The following is an 18,325-nucleotide window of genomic DNA, read 5'->3' as shown; positions in this document are numbered from 1 at the left end:
CGCTCGTGACAGGACCGAAACAGAGCAGACCCGGACCGGAAACCGCCCGACGGCACGCTTTTCCGACATGACAGACGGTGCACGCACGGCGACGCGAACGGAGCCACGCTCCGTCGAGGCCGCCACGCACTGCCCGTACTGCGCCTTGCAGTGCGGGATGGTGCTGCGCGCCACCGGCGACGGTGTCGTGGTCGGCGCGCGCGACTTCCCCACCAACCGCGGCGGGCTCTGCCAGAAGGGCTGGACCGCCGCCGACCTGCTCGACCACCCGGACCGGCTCACCACTCCGCTGCTGCGCGACCGGCCCGGTGCCGACCTGCGCCCGGCCACCTGGGACGAGGCGCTCGACCGGGTCGCGGCCGGGGTCCGGGACGTGCAGCACCGGCACGGCCCGGACGCGGTGGCGGTCTTCGGCGGCGGCGGCCTCACCAACGAGAAGGCGTACGCGCTGGGCCGCTTCGCCCGGGTGACGCTGCGGACCCGGCACATCGACTACAACGGGCGCTGGTGCATGTCCTCGGCGGCGGCGGCCGGAAACCGGGCGTTCGGCATCGACCGTGGGCTGCCGTTCCCGCTCGCCGACCTCGGCCGCGCGAACACGCTGCTGCTGGTCGGCGCGAACCCGGCCGAGACCATGCCGCCGCTGATGCGGCACGTAACCGACCTGCGGGAACGCGGCGGCCGGCTGATCGTGGTCGACCCGCGCGCCACCGCCACCGCCCGCCAGGCGGACCTGCACCTGCAACCGCTGCCCGGCACCGACCTCGCGGTGGCGAACGCGCTGCTGCACATCGCGCTCACCGAGGGCTGGCTGGACCGGGCGTACGTCGCGGAGCGGACCACCGGCTTCGACGAGGTCCGGCGGACGGTGGCCGGCTACTGGCCGGCGGAGGTGGAACGGCTCTCCGGCGTGCCGGTGGCCGACCTGTACGCGACCGCCCGCGCCCTGGCCACTGTGGACCGCGCGATCATCCTCACCGCCCGGGGGGCCGAGCAGCACGCCAAGGGCGTCGACACGGTCACCGCCCTCATCAACCTGGCGCTCGCCCTGGGCCTGCCCGGCCGACCCGGCTCCGGCTACGGCTGCCTGACCGGGCAGGGCAACGGGCAGGGCGGCCGGGAACACGGGCAGAAGGCCGACCAGCTGCCCGGCTACCGGCGCATCGACGACCCGGCGGCCCGCGCGCACGTCGCCGGGGTGTGGGGCGTCGACCCGGACACGCTGCCCGGGGCGGGGGTGCCGGCGTACCAGCTCCTCGACGCGCTCGGCACGCCGTCCGGCGCGCGGGCGCTGCTGGTGTTCGGCTCCAACCCGGTCGTGTCCGCACCCCGCGCCGCCCGGGTCGAGTCCCGGCTGCGCGCCCTGGACCTGCTCGTGGTGGCGGACTTCGTCCGCTCCGAGACGGCCGAGCTGGCCGACGTGGTACTGCCCGTCGCCCAGTGGGCCGAGGAGGACGGCACGATGACCAATCTGGAGGGCCGGGTGTTGCGCCGTCGCGCGCTGCGTGAGCCACCCGCCGGCGTCCGTACCGAACTGGAGATCCTCGCCGCGCTCGCCGGACGGCTGACCGAGGGCGGGACGCCGCTGCCGACCGACCCGCGCGAGGTATTCGCGGAGCTGGGCCGGGCCTCGGCCGGCGGGCCGGCCGACTACGCCGGGATCACCTGGGACCGGATCGACGCCGACACCGGTGTGTTCTGGCCCTGCCCGGACCGGGACGGCCCGGACACGCCCCGGCTGTTCGCCGACCGCTTCCCCACCCCGGACGGCCGGGCCCGGTTCCACGCCGTGACCCACCGCCCGGCCGCCGAGCCGGTGTGCGCCGACTACCCGCTGCACTTCACCACCGGCCGGGTGCTCGCCCAGTACCAGTCCGGCGCGCAGACCCGGCGGGTGGCCGCGCTGCGCCGCGCCGCGCCGGGCGGCTTCGTCGAGCTGCACCCGGACCTGGCGGGCCGGATCGGCGTGGCCGAGGGGGCACCGGTACGGGTGGTCTCCCGCCGGGGTGAGCTGCGCGCGCCGGCCCGGCTCAGTACGGCGATCCGGCCGGACACCGTCTTCGCGCCGTTCCACTGGCCCGGCGCGCAACGCGCCAACTCGGTCACCAACGACGCGCTCGACCCGGTCTCCGGGATGCCCGAGTTCAAGATCTGCGCGGTCCGGGTGGAGCCGGCATGAACGACCGCATCGTCGTCGTCGGCTACGGGATGGCCGGCGCCCGGCTCGCCGCCGAGCTGCACGCGCGCGGCGGGGACCGGCGGATCACCGTGCTCGGGGCGGAACCGCACCGCGCGTACAACCGGATCATGCTCTCCACGCTGCTCGCCGGACGCATCGGCGAGCCGGACGTGGAGCTTGTCGAAACCGTCGGACCGGGCGTCCAGGTCCGCACCGCCGCGGCGGTCACCGCCGTGGACCGCGCCGCCCGGGAGGTGGTCACCGCCGACGGCGACCGGCACGGGTACGACCACCTGGTGCTCGCCACCGGCAGCCGGGCCGTGGTGCCGCCGCTGCCCGGCCTCGCGTCGCTGCCCGAGCGGGTCGTCCCGTTCCGCACGCTCGGCGACTGCCGGCGGATCCTCGCCGCCGCCGAGGGCGCGCGCCGCGTGATCGTGCTCGGCGGCGGGCTGCTGGGCCTGGAGGCCGCCCGCGGGCTGGCCACCAGGGGCCTGGACGTGACAGTGGTCCACCCGGTCGGGCACCTGATGGAACGCCAGCTCGACCCGCCGGCTGGCGCGGTCCTCGCGGGCACGCTCGCCGGCCTGGGCGTCCGGTCCCGGCTCGGGGTGGCGGCCACCGCCGTGAGCGCGGACGCCACCGGCGTCCGCCTGCACCTGGGCGACGCCGAACCGCTCGACGCCGACCTGCTGGTGCTCTGCTGCGGGGTACGCCCCGACACCGCGCTCGCCGCAACGGCCGGGCTCGCCGTCGAGCGGGGCGTGGTGGTGGACGACCGGATGCGGACGAGCGACAGGCGGATCTCGGCGATCGGCGACTGCGCCCAGCACGACGGGACGCTGACCGGGCTCGTCGCGCCAGCCTGGGCACAGGCCCGGGTGGTGGCCGACGTGCTGACCGGAGCGGATCCGCTGGCCCGCTACCGGCCCCGCCCGGCGGTGACCCGGCTCAAGGCGGCCGGCATCGACCTGGCCGCGATGGGCGACGTGGACGGCACCGGCGACCCGGGCGGCCCGGTCGAGGAGCTGACCTTCGCCGATCCGGCCCGGGGCACCTACGCCCGGCTGCGCATCCGGGACGAGCGGCTGACCGGCGCGATCCTGCTGGGCGACAACCCGGCGGTCGGCACCGTGGTGCAGCTGTTCGACAGGGGTGCGCCGGTGCCGGCGGACCGGCGTTCGCTGCTGCTCGGCCGGGCGTTCGGCGAGGCACCGGCCGGACCGGCCGCGTCACCGGCGCTGATGCCGGACGCCGCGACGGTGTGCCGGTGCAACGACGTGAGCAAGGGCGAGCTGGTGGCGTGCTGGCGGGCGGGCGCCCGGTCGGCGGCGGCGCTGTCCGCGGCGACCCGGGCCGCCACCGGCTGCGGCAGCTGCCGGGACGCGGTGGCCGGCATCGCCGGGTGGCTCGCCGAGGCGGATCCGTCCACAACCGACGAGGTACGCGAGACGGTGGAGGTGGCGTCATGAGCGAGCGAAGCGAGCGAATCAGCAGGCTCAGCGCGAAGGTGCCTCATGGCGCCACGCAGCGAAGCGGAGTGGCGTCATGAGCGAGCGAAGCAGGCTTGTCGTCGTCGGGAACGGCATGGTGGGGCAGCGCTTCGTCGAGGCGCTGCGAGCCCGGGACACCGACGGGCGGTGGCGGGTCACGGTGCTGGCCGAGGAGCGGCGTCCGGCGTACGACCGGGTGCGCCTCTCGGCCGTCTTCGACGGGGTGGACGCCGACGAGCTGACCGTGCACACCCCCGACCCCGGGGTGGCCCTGCGGCTGGGCGAGCCGGCCACCGGCGTCGACCGGGCCCGGCGGGTGGTGACCACGGCGGCCGGTGAGTACCCGTACGACGCGCTGGTGCTCGCCACCGGCTCGTACGCGTTCGTGCCGCCGGTCGACGGCACCGATCTACCAGGCGTCTTCGTCTACCGGACGCTGGACGACCTGGCCGCGATCCGGGAGCACGCCCGGGGCCGCCGCAGCGGCGCGGTGATCGGCGGCGGGCTGCTCGGGCTGGAGGCGGCGAACGCGTTGCGGCTGCTCGGGCTCACCACGAGCGTGGTCGAGTTCGCGCCCCGGCTGATGCCGGTCCAGGTGGACGAGGCGGGCGGGGCGATGCTCCGGCGGTACGTCGAGGAGCTGGGCGTCACGCCGTACCTCGGGGTGGCCACCGCGGCGCTGCGTCCCGGGCCGGACGGCTCGGTGGCCGCGCTCGACCTGGCCGACGGACGCAGCCTCGACGCGGAGCTGGTGGTGGTGGCGGCCGGGATCCGGCCGCGTGACAAGCTGGCCCGCGCGGCCGGGCTGCCGCTGGGCCCGCGCGGCGGCGTGCTGGTGGACGCGTCCTGCCGGACGGCCGACGAGCGGATCTGGGCGGTCGGCGAGTGCGCGGCGGTGGACGGGGTCTGCCACGGTCTGGTCGCGCCCGGGTACGCCACCGCCGAGGTGGTGGCGGACCGGCTGCTCGGCGGCGCTGCGACGTTCCCCGGCGCGGACACCGCCACGAAACTCAAGCTGCTCGGCGTGGACGTGGCGTCGTTCGGTGACGCGCACGGCGTCACCCCCGGCTGCCTCGACGTGACGTACACCGATCCGGCCACCCGCTCGTACGCGAAGCTGGTCCTCTCCGACGACGCGCGGACGCTGCTCGGTGGCGTGCTGGTCGGGGACGCGAGCGCGTACCCGACGTTGCGGGCCAGTGTCGGCGGGCCGCTGCCCGGTCCCCCGCTGGCGTTGCTGGCGCCGGCCGGCGGCGCGGGTGCCGGTGCGGGCGCGTTGCCCGCCGGCGCGCAGGTCTGCTCGTGCAACGCGGTGACCCGGGCCGACCTGGACGCGGCGATCGCCGGTGGGGCGACCGACGTGCCGGCGTTGAAGGCGTGCACCCGGGCCGGTACGAGCTGCGGTTCGTGCGTGCCGATGCTGAAGCAGTTGCTGGACGCCGCCGGGGTGCGTCAGTCCACCGCGCTGTGCGAGCACTTCGACCACAGCCGGCAGGAGCTGTTCGACCTGATCCGGGTGCGGGGCATCCGCACGTTCTCCCGGCTCGTCGCCGAGCACGGGCGCGGCGGCGGGTGCGACATCTGCAAGCCGGTGGTGGCCTCCATCCTGGCCTCGCTCGGCACCGGGCACGTGCTCGACGGCGAGCAGGCGTCGCTCCAGGACACGAACGACCATTTCCTGGCCAACCTGCAACGCGACGGCAGCTACTCGGTGGTGCCCCGGATTCCCGGCGGCGAGATCACCCCGGAGAAGCTGATCGCGATCGGCGAGGTGGCACGCGACTTCCGGCTCTACACGAAGATCACCGGTGGGCAGCGGATCGACCTGTTCGGCGCGCGGGTCGACCAGTTGCCGCAGATCTGGCGGCGGCTCGTCGACGCGGGCTTCGAGTCGGGTCACGCCTACGGCAAGGCGCTGCGCACCGTGAAGTCCTGCGTGGGTGACACCTGGTGCCGCTACGGCGTGCAGGACTCGGTCGGGCTCGCCGTCGCGCTGGAGCTGCGCTACCGGGGCCTGCGCGCGCCGCACAAGCTCAAGTCGGCGGTCTCCGGCTGCGCCCGCGAGTGCGCCGAGGCCCGGAGCAAGGACTTCGGGATCATCGCCACCGAGAGCGGCTGGAACCTGTACGTCGGCGGCAACGGCGGTTTCCGGCCCCGGCACGCCGACCTGTTCGCCACCGACCTGAGCACGGCGGAACTGGTCACGCTGATCGACAGGTTCCTCATGTACTACATCCGCACCGCCGACCGGTTGCAGCGCACCGCCGCCTGGATCGAGGCCATGGACGGCGGCCTGGACCACCTCCGGTCGGTGCTCGTGGACGACTCGCTCGGGCTCTGCGCCGACCTCGACGCGGCGATGGCCCGGCACGTCACGAGCTACTCCGACGAGTGGCGCGACGTGCTGGAGGACCCGGACCGACTGCGCCGCTTCACCTCCTTCGTCAACGCGCCCGACGTGCCCGACCCGTCCATCACGTTCACCCAGGAGCGGGGCCAGCCGGTGCCGGCCCGGGGCGCGCCCCCGGACGGCGGACACCGCCGCCAGCCCGTCGTGCTGGGACTGCCGGAGGTGCGCCGATGAGCCCCGTCGTCACGCTGGACTGGACACCGGTCTGCCCGCTGGACCGGCTCGACCCCGACCGGGGCGTGGCCGCGCTCGTCGGCGGCGTCCAGGTAGCGGTCTTCCGCACCGCGAACGGCCTGTACGCGGTGGACAACCTCGACCCGGTCGGCGGCGCGTACGTCATGTCCCGCGGCCTGGTGGGCAGCCGGGGCGGGGTGCCCACGCTCGCCTCACCGCTGCACAAGCAGGTCTACGACCTCACCACCGGGCGGTGCCTGGACCTGCCCGGCGTGACGCTGCGCCGGCATCCGGTGCGCTGCCGGGACGGCCTGGTCGAGGTGCGGTTACGGCAGGAGGAATGATGCGGGACGAGCTGGCCGGCTTCACCATCGGGGTCACCGCCGACCGGCGGCGCGACGAACTGGCCGCGTTGCTCCAGCGGCGTGGGGCGCGGGTGGTGCTCGCTCCGGCGCTGCGGATCGTCCCGCTGGCCGACGACACCGACCTGCGTGAGGCCACCCGGGCCTGCCTGGAACACCCGCCGGACGTGCTGATGGCGAACACCGGCATCGGCATGCGGGGCTGGCTGGAGGCGGCCGAGGGCTGGGGGCTGGCCGAGCCGCTGCGCGCCACGCTCGCCGGGGCGTACGTGGTGTCCCGGGGCCCGAAGGCGACCGGGGCGATCCGCGCCGCCGGGCTGCGCGAGCACTGGTCGCCGGATTCGGAGAGCTGCGACGAGGTGGTCGAGCACCTGGTCCGGCGCGGGGTGGCCGGCCAGGTGGTGGCGATGCAGCTGCACGGCGAGCGGCAGCCCGAGTGCGCCGACGCGCTGGTGGCCGCCGGCGCCACGGTGATCGAGGTGCCGGTCTACCGGTGGGCGCCGCCGGCCGACCCGGCGCCGCTGCACCGGCTCATCGACCTAGTGGCCGGGCGACTCGTCGACGCGGTCACGTTCACGTCGGCCCCGGCGGCCGAGGCGCTGCTGCGGGCGGCCGGGGACCGTACCGAGACGGTGCTGGAGGCGCTGCGCGGCGACGTGCTGGCCGGGTGCGTCGGCACCGTCACCGCCGAGCCGCTGGTCCGGCGCGGGGTGCCGGTGAGCGCGCCGAGCCGGGCCCGCCTGGGCGCGCTGGTGCGCACCATCGTCGAGGAACTGCCCCGGCGCACGATCTCGGTGAAGGCGGCCGGGCACGTGCTGACGCTGCGCGGGCACGCCGCGGTGGTGGACGGGGAACTGCGCCAGCTGGCGCCGGCGCCGATGGCGGTGCTGCGGGCGCTCGCGGCGTCACCGGGGAAGGTGCTGTCCCGCACCGCGCTGCTGCGGACGCTGCCGCGCGGCGCCGACGAGCACGCGGTGGAGATGGCTGTCGCCCGCCTGCGGGCCGGGCTGAAGGCACCCCGCGTGGTGCAGACGGTGGTCAAGCGGGGGTACCGCCTGCGGGTCGACTGACCCGCAGGCGGTCAGCCCACCGAGGCCGCGTAGCCGTGCTCGGCCTGGAGGCGGAGCATCGCGTGCTCGACCACCGTGACCAGCACCTGCTTGACCGAGTCCCGCCGCCGGGCGTCGCACAGGACCATCGGCACGTCCGGGGAGATGGCGAGCGCCTCCCGGACCTCCTCCAGCTCGTAGTGCGGCGCGTCTTCGAAGCGGTTCAACGCCACGACGTACGGCAGCTTGCGGTTCTCGAAGTAGTCCAGCGGCGCGAACGCGTCGGTGATCCGGCGGGTGTCCACCAGCACCGCCGCGCCCACCGCACCCCGGATGATCTCGTCCCACATGAACCAGAACCGGGTCTGGCCGGGCGTGCCGAACAGATAGAGGATCAGGTCCTCGGCCATGGTGATACGGCCGAAGTCCATGGCGACCGTGGTGGTCTCCTTACCCGGTACCTTCGACGCGTCGTCGATGCCCACGCCGGCCGCGGTCATCAGCGCCTCGGTGGTCAGCGGCTGGATCTCGGAGATCGCCCCGACCAGGGTGGTCTTGCCCACGCCGAAGCCGCCCGCGATCACGATCTTCGCGGAGATGATCTCCCGGCCGCGGTTCACCCCGTCGGGGTCATAGTTCGCGAAGTCCACTTAGCACCCTTCCAAGCAGGTTCATTCGCGCCGCGAAACCCGTTGCGGGAGCGGCAGTGTGTAGCGTCAGCAGGCCCTCGGCCACCATGTCGGCGACCAGCACCCGGGTGACGCCCAGCGGCATCCGGGTGTAAGCGGCGATTTCCGCCAGCGACTGCGCCCGGCCTTCACAGACCGAGGAGATGCGGTACTTGTCGTGCCCGGCGAAGCGCGCCTCGGCCGACTGCGTCGGCGTGCTCGACAGCACCGCCTCGAGCGCGATGTTCTGCAACGGCTCGGTGCGGCCCCGGGTGACCGCGTACGGCCGTACCAGCGCGCCACGTGGATCACGTCGCGGTTCCATTCGCGATCACCTCCCCTCGTTCGGAGCCGCACCGGCTCCGGTCCTCAGCTCCCCGGTCCGTTCAGGAGCGGACGGCGTCTCTCGGCAGCGGGACCAGCGCCTGGCCGACCCGCTCCACCAGCAGCGCCATCTCGTAACCCACCTGGCCGACGTCGCAGCTGCGCGCCGCGAGCACGGCCATCGACGAGCCGTCGCTGATGGACATCAGGAACAGGTAGCCACTGTCCATCTCGATCACGGTCTGCAACACCCCGCCGGCGCTGAACATCCGCGCCGCGCCCTCGGTCAGGCTCACCACACCCGAGGTGATCGCGGCGAGCTGGTCGGCCCGGTCCCCGGGCAGGTCCCGGGAGGAGGCGAGCAGCAGTCCGTCCGCGGACACCGCCACCACGTGCGCGATACCCGCAACGCTGTCGGCGAAGTTGGTGAGAAGCCACCCCATGTCCTGCATGGCCGCCGGCCTGTTCATCGGTTCGTCTCCTTGGTCGAGGTGCTGTTCAGGTCGGCGCCGGCCGTACGGCCCCGCTGGACGCCACGGTGGTAGGCGGAGAGCAGGCCGCGTACCTCGTCCGGCGTGCGCCGGCTGCGGTCCCGGCCGCTCTTCGGCTCTATCCCGCCGGGCACGAGCTGGGCCTGCGGCACCCGCTTGGGCAGGCCGGAGCGGGTGGTGCCGCCGGTGGTGGGCTCCGCGGCACGGCTGGCCCGCGACCAGCCCTCGTCGGCCGCCGTACGCCAGGCCTCCGGGTCGATCGACGGAGCGGGCGCGGGCGCGGCGGCGGGTGGCGCCGGGGGCGGCGTCGCGGCCGCCGGCGGCGTGGACGGCACCTCCGGCGGGCTGTACGCCGGCGGCGTGGTGGTCAGTCCCGACGCCTGGGCGCCGGGGGTACGGGTGGGCAGCTTCGGACGTGCCGACGCCGCGGGGGGCGCCACGGCGGGCTGGGCCGGTGCGGGCGGCTCGTCGAACGTGGGCCGGGTGAAGATGGTGGTCTCGTCCTCTCCGTGCGAACGGAACCAGACCGCCTCCATCTCCCGGAATATCGGCGCCTCGGCCCGCTGCTCGGGCCGGGCCACCACGGGCGTCGCCGGGGTGCTGTCCACCGCCGGCGCCGCGGCGAGCGGCTGGTAGGCCGGAGGTGCGGCCTGGGTCGCGGGTTGCGCGGCATCGACGCCCGGCGTCCGCTTGGGCAGGGGGTCGAGTGCGGGGTACGCCACCGTCGGTCCCCCGGCGGACCAGCCCGCTCCGGAGACCGGCGCGGGCGCGGTCGCGGGCGCCGCGGCCACCGGGGCGGGCGCCGCCACGGTGGGCAGCGCGCCGGTCGCCCCACCCAGTTGTACGGCGGGCGTGGTGTCGCGCGTCTCGGCGGGCGTCTGCCACCGCGACGGCGGGGCGGTGGTCGCCCCCCGCCACCCGTCGGCGAGCGTCGCGGTGGCGGCGCCCCGGCCCGCTCCGGCCAGCGCGTCGGCGGCGCCGACCTGGCTGAGCGGCGACTGCTCGACGGCGAGCGGCTGACGCGGCCGGGTCAGCGGGGCCTGGCCCCGGTTGGCCGGCAGCACCACAGTCGAGTTCGGCAGCGTGACCTGGGCGACGGTGCCACCCTCGACGTTGCGGCGCAGCTCGACGCGGATGCCGTAGCGGGAGGCGAGCCGGCTCACCACGGCCAGACCCATCAGCCGGAACGCGGCCACGTCGACGGTCGGCGGGGCGGCCAGACGCCGGTTGAGCGAGTCGAGCTGGTCGTCGGTGAGGCCGAGGCCCCGGTCCTCGACCTGGATCAGCACGTAGTCGCGGATCCGGCGGCCGTCGGCCACCACAGTGGTGTTCGGCGGCGAGAACCGGGTGGCGTTGTCGAGCAGCTCGGCGACCAGCCGGACGACGTCGTTGACGGCGTGCGCGGCGACCGAGATGTCGGTGTCGACGGTGCCGAACTCGATCCGGTTGTAGAGCTCGACCTCGGACTGCGCGGCGCGGAGCACGTCGACCAGGAGCGCGTCGTCACGACGCGGTACGGCCGAGTCGGCGCCGGCCAGCACCAGCAGGTTCTCGTCGTTGCGGCGCATCCGGGTGGCCAGGTGGTCCAGCTCGAACAGCTGCGCCAGCCGCTTCGGGTCCTCCTCGGAGCGCTCGATCGCGTCCAGCTCGCCGATCATCCGGTCGACCAGGCTCTGCGAACGGCGCGCCAGGTTGAGGAACATCGCCGAGACGCTCGTCCGCAGCGCGGCCTGCTCGGCCGCGACCCGGACCGCCTCGCGGTGGACCACGTTGAAGGCCACCGCGACCTGACCGACCTCGTCGCGGTTGCTCAGCTTGATCGGGTCCCGGACCTGCTGGACGATCTCGTCCACGCCGCCGTCGCCGATGGCGTTGACGTTCTGCAGCCGGCTCACCGCGTCCGGCAGGTCGTGGTTGGCCACCGCGAGCGCGCCCTCGCGCAGCCGGCGCAGCGAGTCGTTGAGCGAGCGGGCCAGCACCACCGCGAGCGTCACCGCGACGGCGAGCGTGAGCAGCACGAGCAGGCTCTCCACGATCGCCTGCCGGATCACGTCGGCGCGGGCCTCGTCGGCGTCCGCGAGCATCTCGTCCAGGAGCTGGATCTCGGCCCACCGCATCAGGTCGTCGACCGCGCCGATGGCGGCGGACGCCTCGTCGCGGGTGACCGGCCCGGGACGCCCGACGGACCGGGAGATGTCGTTGGCGACCCGGTCGGCTAGCTGCACGGCGTCGCCGGAGACGGTGCGCTCCACCAGGGCGCGCTGGCTCGGCGTCGCGGTCCGGGAGAAGGTCAGCAGCGCCTCCTGCTGGCCGGTGAGCGTGGCCACGAAGGACGAGAACTGTTCCTCGTCGATCCGGTTGCCGTCGAGGGCGGTGAAGGCCACCGCCTGCTCCTCGGCCACCTCGGCCTTGGCGTGGGCGAACGCGGCCACCGCGCGACGGGCGTCGGCCAGGCTCTCCGCGCCCGGCTGCTGGGCCAGCGCGTCGCTGTACGCGACCAGGTCGTCCAGCACGATGCCGTAGCGCAGGCTCGCCTCGGCCACCGGCATCTGCAACCGGTCCAGCACCTCCTGGCGGGTGCCGTTCAGCGTGGACAGGTGGGCGTCGATCACCTTGAGCTGGTTGTTGATCGCGTCCGGCAGGTCGCCGAGCTTGCCCCGCTCGTCCTGGTACGCCGCGATGCGCTCGTCGGTCTGCCGCACCCGCAGGTTGTACGCGTCCGGCTTCTGGTTCGGGTCGGCCAGGAAGACCGCCGCCGCCATCCGCTCCTTGTGCAGGTCCTGGGTGAGCGCCGAGATGTCGACGGACACCGCGCTCAGCGACCGGACCCGGTCCGCCTCGTACGCGCCCTCACCGACCGAGATGAGTCGGATAGTTGCCAGCGCGATGACAGCTGCCACCGGAACGACCAGGATGAGGGCAAGCTTGGAGCGGATCCGCGCGTCGCGCAGCCTGGGCAGGCGCCGGCGGCGGTTCCGCTGTTCGGCGTTGGGGCTCCCGGGCAGGGTCGTAGGTCCGGTGCTCACGACATCGCCTCCGTCGTTTCTTCCACGCGCGACCCGCTGACCCGTGCCTGGTGCAGCGGCCAGCGCCACGCGCGGCACGGCCGCGATTTCATCAGACGAGATCCTGTTTGGGAAGCCGCAGTGAGGCAGGAAACGGTCGTGGTCACCGCAACCCGTGATCCGATCACCTAATACCTTCTTTTCTCCAACCCCCTGATCAGGGGATGTCACTCCAGAGTGGTCACGCGCTTCTGTGCAGTAATTGTCAGTTAATGTTCCGTGTCCCCAGCATGTGGGATGGCTGTCCCGAAACAGCACTCGACATCCCCGCTTGACCACAGGCCCCGGCATTGGCAAGGTTTTGCAGGCTTCGCGCACACCGTACGGCACACCAATCCCGTTCCTCCACTGAGGACGGACAAGCGGCGGTGATCGGGCGTCGGCCCGCGCCGCACCTGGAGGACTGAGTTGAGCCCCATCCGCTCCGCGAGCATCGCGGCGCTCGCATCGGCCGTGCTGGCCACCACGCTCACCGGCTGCGGGATCGGCGGGGACCCGCAGGACACAAGCCCCATCGTGATCGCCGCCGACCTGGAACTCTCCGGCGCGTCGGCGCCGGTCGGCAAGGTGTACCAACGGGCTCTGCAACTGAAGGTCGAGCAGTTGAACGCGTCCGGCGCACTGGGCGGCCGGAAGATCGATCTGCGGGTCAAGGACAACCGCTCGGACGCTGCGGAATCCTTGCGGAACATCAATGATTTCAGCGGTGACTCGCGGGTGAGCGCCGTCATCATGGGCGGCTGCAACGAATGCGCCGTCGGCGCGGCCCGCACGATCGGTGAGAAGCGCATTCCGACGATCGCACTGGCGTCGTCGAGTGCCGTCACCGAGCCGGTGGCCGAGCGCCGATATGTCTTCAAGCTCGCCCCGAACGCCACCGACAGCGCCGCCGCACTCGCCGCGGAACTGGAGCGGCGCGAGATCCGCAAGGTGGCGCTGCTGCACAGCGCCGAGGGTTACGGCCAGGAAGGGCTCGCCGCCCTGCGCCGCGAGCTGAGCAAGACCTCCGTGAAGCTGGTCGCCAACGAGTCGGTGCGGGTCACCGACACCGAGGTCGGCACGCAGATCAACCAGCTGGTCGCCCGCAAGCCGCAGGCACTGGTCCTGTGGACCACGCCGGAGCAGGCGATGCTGGCCGCCACCACGGCCCGGCAGAGCAAGTTCCGCGGGTCGCTGTTCTTCGACGCCACGGCCGCCGGCGACCTCTTCCTGGGCCCCTCGGCCCGCTCCACCGACGAGGCCACGCTGATCTTCACCCAGACCATGGTGATCGACGACGTGATCGCCACCACCCCGGCCAAGGCCGCGCGGCGGCAGTGGTTCCAGGACTACACCGCCCGGTTCGGCGGCTACAACGGCTTCTCCTCGTTCGCCGCGGACGCGGTCCAGCTGATCGCCGACGCCGAGCTACGGGCCGGCGGCGAGCCCGGCAAGGTCGACCGGGACGCGCTGCGCGACGTGCTGGAGACCTCCCAGCTCGACGGGCTGTCCGGGCCGATCCGGATGACGCCGGACAACCACTCCGGGCTGATGCCGCAGGCGTTGACGACGCTCGTGGCTCGTGGTGGTCGTTGGCGGCTTGCCGGCTAGTCAACGTGGGGTGTGGGCCCCGGCACAACCGGCTCCGGGCGGTCAGGCTTGATCCCTCCGCCGGTTGCGCCGGGGCCCACACTGTCGTGGTCGGCCGCCATCAGTGGGTTGAGGTGTCCTTCTGGGTTCTCGGTCGACGTCGGGGCTTTCGTCCCGGGGTGTCAGCGGGCTGAGGTGGTGGCCTTCACCCAGGGCAGCGCCAGGCGCTCGACCAGGCTCAGCGCGGCGTAGAGCAGGATGCTCATCAGGGCCACCAGCACGATCGCCGCCCAGGCGGTCGCGATGTCGCCGACGCCGTTGTACTGCAGGATCTGGTAACCCAGGCCCGGCCGGTCCGAGTAGAACTCCCCGATCACCGCGCCGATCGCGGCGAGCGGCATGGCCACCTTGAGCCCGACGAAGATCTGCGGCAACGCGGCCGGGAAGCGCACCTTGCGGAACGACTGCCACCACGAGGCGTTCAGCGACCGGCCCAGCTCCGCCAGGTCCGCCGGGGTGGTGGTCAGTCCCGTCGCGGTGGAGAGCACGATCGGGAAGAAGCAGAGCAGGAACACCATGGTCAGGATGGGTTTCTGCCCCCAGCCCACAGCTACCACCAGCAGCGGCCCGAACGCGATCTTCGGGACCGCGTTCACCGCCACCAGCAGCGGCGCGAACATCCGCTCGACCCGGCGGGAGGCGGCCAGTGCCATCCCGATCAGCACCCCGGCGACCGACGAGAGCAGGAAGCCGAGCACCGTCATCCAGGTGGTGATGCCCAACGCGGGCAGCAGCACCTCGGTGGTGCCGGCGAGAGCCTTCCCCACCGCCTGCGGCGGCGGCAGCGCGGCCGGGTGCACCAGGCTCAGGCCCGAGGTGACCAGCCACCAGGCCGCCACCGCGATCACCAGGCCGAACGCCGGCAGCCCGACCGCCGCGGGGCGTACGGCGATCCCGCGCCGGACCGCCGGACGCGGCGGCGCCTCCGGCCGGGCCTCGGTCGACTGTGTCAACGTGTCCTCCTCTCTGCGCCGGTCGCGGCGACCGGCACGCGAAGGGGGTGCGCCCCACCGGGGTGTCCGGCGGGTCGCACCCCCGTTGGCCCGAGCGGACCGGTCAGGCCTTCGGCGCGAGGTTGAAGTCGATGATCTGGTCCGGGGTGAGGTTCTGCTTGAGCGCACCGGCGCCCTGCAGCAGCGCGATGCTCTTGGCCACCCGGCCACTGTCCAGCGTGCCGATCGCGGTGCCGGAGTTGCTGGACCGGACGTACGCGGCCATCAGCTGCAGCTCGGCGGAGGCCGCGGCCGGGACGGTGGCCGGCACGTTCTTCTTCAGGATCTCCGCCGCCTCGTCCGGGTTCGCCAGGGAATACTCCAGGCCCTTGAGCAGCGCGGCGGTGAACTTCTTCACCATCTCCGGCTTCTCCTTGGCGATCTTGGTGGAGGTGATCAGCGCGTTGCCGTAGAGGTCCTGCATCACGTTGCTGTACGGCAGGACGACCGGCTTCTTCTTGGTCACCGTCTCCACCGTCGGCTGGCCGACGACGAACTGGCCGATGCCGTCCACAGTGCCCGAGCCGAGCATGCCGATCAGGCCCTGCGCCTCACCGTTGACCCAGGTGACCTTGCTGCCGTCGATGCCGGCGAGTCGCGCGTACGTCGGGAAGAGGTTGCGCACGACGGACGTCGGGGTGTCGGCGAGCTTCTTGCCCTCGAGGTCCTTCGGGGTGGCGATGTTCTTGCCCTCGACCGTGACGATCGCGGCCATGGTGCGCTGCTGGATCGCGGCCACCGCCACGAAGTCCTTCGCCTGGCCGTTGCCGAGCTGCAGGATGCCACCGGTCAGGTCGATCGGGCCGAAGTCGGCCTGGCCGCCGGTGATGGTCTGGATGACGGAGCCGGTGCCCTGACCGGGCTTGATGTCGACCTCGAAACCGGCCTCCTTGAAGAAGCCCTTGTCCTTCGCCACCCAGGCGTACGAGTCACGCCCGAAGTTGGCGAAAGAAGTGAGGTACGTCACCTTCTCCAGCGCCGCGCCGTTGCCGCCGCCGCTCTCGGACTTGTCCGAGTCGCTGCTGCAGCCGCCCACCAGGGCGAGGGCGGTGGCCATAGCCGCGGCGGCGACCGTACGGGTCAGCCTTCTCATCAGTGCACCATGTCCTTTCCGACCAGGACTTCTTCGCCGGTCGGGTCGTGGGTCCGACGGGGTCGGCAGGTGGGTTCGGCCGACTGGACCGTCGTGAGGGGACTCTTCGCGCGCAACAGCGTACGAGAAGGCCGATGACGTGCCGCCGCCGTCCCGGTTGCGGAACGGAAACGAAGTTGCGTGACGGAAAGCGGACTGACGTCCACCCCGGACGGTGCTATAAGCACACCCCCCGGCTACGCTAGCCCGGCTCGCGTTCGAGACGACGTGGAAGGGAGGCGGCGGGAGATGATCCGACTGTCCGGGGTGTCCCGCACCTTCGACGGCCGCTCGGGGCGGGTGGAGGCGCTGCGCGGCATCGACCTCGACGTCGCCGAAGGCGAGTTCGTCGCCGTTCTCGGCCGCTCCGGCTGCGGCAAGTCGACGCTGCTGCGCATGATCGCCGGTCTGCTCCCGGTCACCGGCGGTGAGATCACCGTGGACGGTACGCCGATCACCAAGCCCCGCCGCGACGTGGCGATGCTGTTCCAGCGGCCGGCGCTGCTGCCCTGGCGCTCGGTGCTGGACAACGTGCTGCTGCCGGTGGAGATCTTCGGCTGGCGCCGCGCCGAGCACCGCGACCGGGCCCGCCAGCTGCTGGAGATGGCCGGACTGGGCGGCTTCGAGAAGCGCCTCCCGCACGAACTCTCCGGCGGCATGCAGCAACGCGTGTCGCTGTGCCGGTCGCTGATCGGCTCGCCCCGGGTGATGCTCATGGACGAGCCGTTCTCCGCGCTCGACGCGCTCACCCGCGAGGAACTCTCCGGCGAACTCCAGCGTGTGCACATGGAGACGAAGGCGACGATCGTCTTCGTCACCCACTCGATCGACGAGGCGGTCCTGCTCGCCGACCGGGTCGTCGTGCTCAGCCCGCGCCCGGGGCGCATCCGCGAGATCGTCGAGGTGAACGTCCCCCGGCCCCGCACGCTGGGCCGGCACGAACACCTGGAAGACGTCGCGCGGATCAGCGCCGAGCTGCACGAACTGCTGATGGAGCGGGACGCCCCGGGCGTACCCGTGGGAGGACGGTGACATGCGGGTCTCGGTGTTCACCGAACCCCACCGCGGCGCGGACTACGACGACCAGCTCCGGTTCGCCCGGCTGGTCGAGGAGACCGGCTTCGAGGGCTTCCTCCGGGCCGACCACTACCGGGCCATGGGGGACGAGCCGGCGCTGCCCGGCCCCACCGACGCCTGGCTGACGCTCGCCGCGCTGGCCCGGGAGACCTCCCGGATCCGGCTGGGCACGCTCGTCACGTCCGCCACGTTCCGGCTCCCCGGGCCGCTCGCCGTCATGGTCGCCCAGGTCGACCGGATGAGCGGCGGGCGGGTCGAGCTGGGCATCGGCGCCGGCTGGTACGAGCGCGAGCACACCGCGTACGGCATCCCGTTCCCTCCGGTCGCCGAGCGCTTCGACCGGCTCGCCGAGCAGCTGGAGATCGTCACCGGGCTGTGGCGCACGCCGGTGGACGAGACGTACAACTTCACCGGTGAGCACTACCGGCTGGTCGACGCCCCCGCGTTGCCCAAGCCGGTGCAGCAGCCCGGCCCGCCGGTGATCGTCGGAGGCCGGGGACCGAAGCGCACCCCCGAGCTGGCCGCCCGCTACGCCGACGAGTTCAACATGCCGTTCAAGAGCGTGGCCGAGACCGCCGCCGCGTACGAGCGGGTCCGGGAGGCGTGCGACCGCACCGGCCGGGACGCCTCCGGCCGGGCCCCGCTGACGCTCTCCGCCGGCATCGTGGTGGCGATCGGGCGCACCGACGCCGAGGCGCAGCGCCGGGCCGCGCCGCTGCACGTCACGAGCGCCCTGCCGCCGGAGGACCCGGTGGTCGGCTCCCCCGCCCAGCTGGTCGACCGGATCGGCGAGTTCGCCGCGATCGGGGCCACCCGGGTCCACCTGCGCCTGATCGACTTCGACGACCTCGACCACGTGGAGCTCATCGCCGCCGAGGTGCTCCCCCGACTGGACGGACCGCGATGACCGACATCTCCGCCGACCTCGAACTCGGCCCGGTGGGCCAGGAGATCGTGTACGAGAACGACCGGGTACGCGTCTGGCACATCCGGCTGGAGCCGGGTGAGCGGCAGCCGCTGCACCGCCACGACCACCCGTACCTGGTGGTGGCGATCCAGGGCGCGAAGAACGTGGTGCAGACGATCGACGGCACCACCATCGACGCCGACGAGCCGACCGGCGGCGTGGTCTACCGCGACCCGGGCGCGGTGCACATGCTGACGAACGTCGGCGACACCACCTACCTCGCTCGCCTGGTCGAGCTGAAGTAGCCACACCGGCAGGTTCGCCGCGCCGCGCGGCGGCAAGGTGGCGATCGGGGGCACCGGGCCGTAACGTGCCC

At 73.2% G+C, this 18,325-nt stretch carries 15 protein-coding genes; 9 read left to right on the top strand and 6 right to left on the bottom strand.

All coding sequences use genetic code 11. From position 1 onward, the window contains the following. The first annotated feature begins 67 nt into the window (after nt 1–67). From O7607_RS16185 to O7607_RS16165, 5 genes are all read left to right on the top strand, one after another. Nucleotides 68–2,179 (top strand): molybdopterin oxidoreductase family protein, encoded by a 2,112-nt coding sequence (locus O7607_RS16185; protein WP_269704035.1) that lies wholly within the window; start codon nt 68–70, stop codon nt 2,177–2,179. Beyond that, a complete protein-coding gene (locus O7607_RS16180; RefSeq protein ID WP_269704034.1) occupies nt 2,176–3,648 on the top strand; it encodes an FAD-dependent oxidoreductase in 1,473 nt (490 codons plus the stop codon). The genes O7607_RS16185 and O7607_RS16180 overlap by 4 nt, the downstream gene beginning before the upstream one ends. Nucleotides 3,649–3,724: 76 nt before the next feature. After that, nucleotides 3,725–6,253 carry a nitrite reductase large subunit NirB gene (nirB, locus tag O7607_RS16175; protein WP_269704033.1) on the top strand — a complete coding sequence of 843 codons (2,529 nt, stop codon included), beginning with the start codon at nt 3,725–3,727 and terminating at the stop codon, nt 6,251–6,253. Then, complete coding sequence (gene nirD / locus O7607_RS16170) at nt 6,250–6,597, top strand: nitrite reductase small subunit NirD (protein ID WP_269704032.1); 348 nt, start codon at nt 6,250–6,252, stop codon at nt 6,595–6,597. Before nirB ends, nirD begins: the two co-directional genes overlap by 4 nt. Beyond that, nucleotides 6,597–7,685, top strand: a complete 1,089-nt coding sequence (locus tag O7607_RS16165) for a uroporphyrinogen-III synthase (RefSeq protein WP_269704031.1) — start codon at nt 6,597–6,599, stop codon at nt 7,683–7,685. Before nirD ends, O7607_RS16165 begins: the two co-directional genes overlap by 1 nt. A gap of 11 nt (nt 7,686–7,696) precedes the next feature. Here the strand turns inward: O7607_RS16165 and O7607_RS16160 are convergent, their stop codons facing one another. The 4 genes from O7607_RS16160 to O7607_RS16145 all read right to left on the bottom strand — a co-directional run bounded on the left by O7607_RS16160 (nt 7,697) and on the right by O7607_RS16145 (nt 12,173). Next, nucleotides 7,697–8,314, bottom strand: a complete 618-nt coding sequence (locus O7607_RS16160) for a GTP-binding protein (RefSeq protein WP_269704030.1) — start codon at nt 8,312–8,314, stop codon at nt 7,697–7,699. After that, complete coding sequence (locus O7607_RS16155) at nt 8,295–8,657, bottom strand: DUF742 domain-containing protein (protein WP_030501578.1); 363 nt, start codon at nt 8,655–8,657, stop codon at nt 8,295–8,297. The genes O7607_RS16160 and O7607_RS16155 overlap by 20 nt, the downstream gene beginning before the upstream one ends. A 61-nt stretch (nt 8,658–8,718) precedes the next feature. Continuing rightward, nucleotides 8,719–9,126, bottom strand: a complete 408-nt coding sequence (locus O7607_RS16150; protein ID WP_013288588.1) for a roadblock/LC7 domain-containing protein — start codon at nt 9,124–9,126, stop codon at nt 8,719–8,721. Beyond that, nucleotides 9,123–12,173, bottom strand: coding sequence for a sensor histidine kinase (locus O7607_RS16145; RefSeq protein WP_269704029.1), 3,051 nt, complete (start codon nt 12,171–12,173; stop codon nt 9,123–9,125). Before O7607_RS16145 ends, O7607_RS16150 begins: the two co-directional genes overlap by 4 nt. A gap of 447 nt (nt 12,174–12,620) precedes the next feature. On the opposite strand from O7607_RS16145, the gene O7607_RS16140 reads away from it, so the two are divergent. Next, nucleotides 12,621–13,802 (top strand): ABC transporter substrate-binding protein, encoded by a 1,182-nt coding sequence (locus O7607_RS16140; RefSeq protein WP_269704028.1) that lies wholly within the window; start codon nt 12,621–12,623, stop codon nt 13,800–13,802. 161 nt (nt 13,803–13,963) lie between these two features. Here O7607_RS16140 and O7607_RS16135 read toward each other — a convergent pair whose 3' ends face one another. Both O7607_RS16135 and O7607_RS16130 read right to left on the bottom strand, forming a co-directional pair. Beyond that, nucleotides 13,964–14,794, bottom strand: coding sequence for an ABC transporter permease (locus O7607_RS16135; RefSeq protein WP_433494294.1), 831 nt, complete (start codon nt 14,792–14,794; stop codon nt 13,964–13,966). Nucleotides 14,795–14,897: 103 nt separating this feature from the next. Next, complete coding sequence (locus tag O7607_RS16130) at nt 14,898–15,926, bottom strand: ABC transporter substrate-binding protein (protein ID WP_269704027.1); 1,029 nt, start codon at nt 15,924–15,926, stop codon at nt 14,898–14,900. Nucleotides 15,927–16,214: 288 nt separating this feature from the next. On the opposite strand from O7607_RS16130, the gene O7607_RS16125 reads away from it, so the two are divergent. The 3 genes from O7607_RS16125 to O7607_RS16115 are packed head-to-tail and all read left to right on the top strand — an operon-like array spanning nt 16,215 to nt 18,254. Beyond that, complete coding sequence (locus O7607_RS16125) at nt 16,215–16,997, top strand: ABC transporter ATP-binding protein (protein WP_269704026.1); 783 nt, start codon at nt 16,215–16,217, stop codon at nt 16,995–16,997. A gap of 1 nt (nt 16,998) precedes the next feature. Beyond that, nucleotides 16,999–17,949 (top strand): LLM class F420-dependent oxidoreductase, encoded by a 951-nt coding sequence (locus tag O7607_RS16120; RefSeq protein WP_269704025.1) that lies wholly within the window; start codon nt 16,999–17,001, stop codon nt 17,947–17,949. Next, nucleotides 17,946–18,254 carry a cupin gene (locus O7607_RS16115; RefSeq protein WP_269704024.1) on the top strand — a complete coding sequence of 103 codons (309 nt, stop codon included), beginning with the start codon at nt 17,946–17,948 and terminating at the stop codon, nt 18,252–18,254. The genes O7607_RS16120 and O7607_RS16115 overlap by 4 nt, the downstream gene beginning before the upstream one ends. Nucleotides 18,255–18,325: the final 71 nt, after the last annotated feature.

This window comes from Micromonospora sp. WMMA1949, assembly GCF_027460145.1.
GTDB lineage: Bacteria > Actinomycetota > Actinomycetes > Mycobacteriales > Micromonosporaceae > Micromonospora.
Note: the sequence above shows the minus strand (reverse complement) of the source record. Positions and strands in the feature narration are given on the sequence as shown.

Coding starts and splice junctions, on each gene's coding strand:
- O7607_RS16185 (WP_269704035.1), top strand. CDS start 68: ATGACAGACGGTGCACGCACGGCGACGCGAACGGAGCCACGCTCCGTC.
- O7607_RS16180 (WP_269704034.1), top strand. CDS start 2,176: ATGAACGACCGCATCGTCGTCGTCGGCTACGGGATGGCCGGCGCCCGG.
- nirB (WP_269704033.1), top strand. CDS start 3,725: ATGAGCGAGCGAAGCAGGCTTGTCGTCGTCGGGAACGGCATGGTGGGG.
- nirD (WP_269704032.1), top strand. CDS start 6,250: ATGAGCCCCGTCGTCACGCTGGACTGGACACCGGTCTGCCCGCTGGAC.
- O7607_RS16165 (WP_269704031.1), top strand. CDS start 6,597: ATGCGGGACGAGCTGGCCGGCTTCACCATCGGGGTCACCGCCGACCGG.
- O7607_RS16155 (WP_030501578.1), bottom strand. CDS start 8,657: ATGGAACCGCGACGTGATCCACGTGGCGCGCTGGTACGGCCGTACGCG.
- O7607_RS16150 (WP_013288588.1), bottom strand. CDS start 9,126: ATGAACAGGCCGGCGGCCATGCAGGACATGGGGTGGCTTCTCACCAAC.
- O7607_RS16130 (WP_269704027.1), bottom strand. CDS start 15,926: ATGAGAAGGCTGACCCGTACGGTCGCCGCCGCGGCTATGGCCACCGCC.
- O7607_RS16125 (WP_269704026.1), top strand. CDS start 16,215: ATGATCCGACTGTCCGGGGTGTCCCGCACCTTCGACGGCCGCTCGGGG.
- O7607_RS16120 (WP_269704025.1), top strand. CDS start 16,999: ATGCGGGTCTCGGTGTTCACCGAACCCCACCGCGGCGCGGACTACGAC.
- O7607_RS16115 (WP_269704024.1), top strand. CDS start 17,946: ATGACCGACATCTCCGCCGACCTCGAACTCGGCCCGGTGGGCCAGGAG.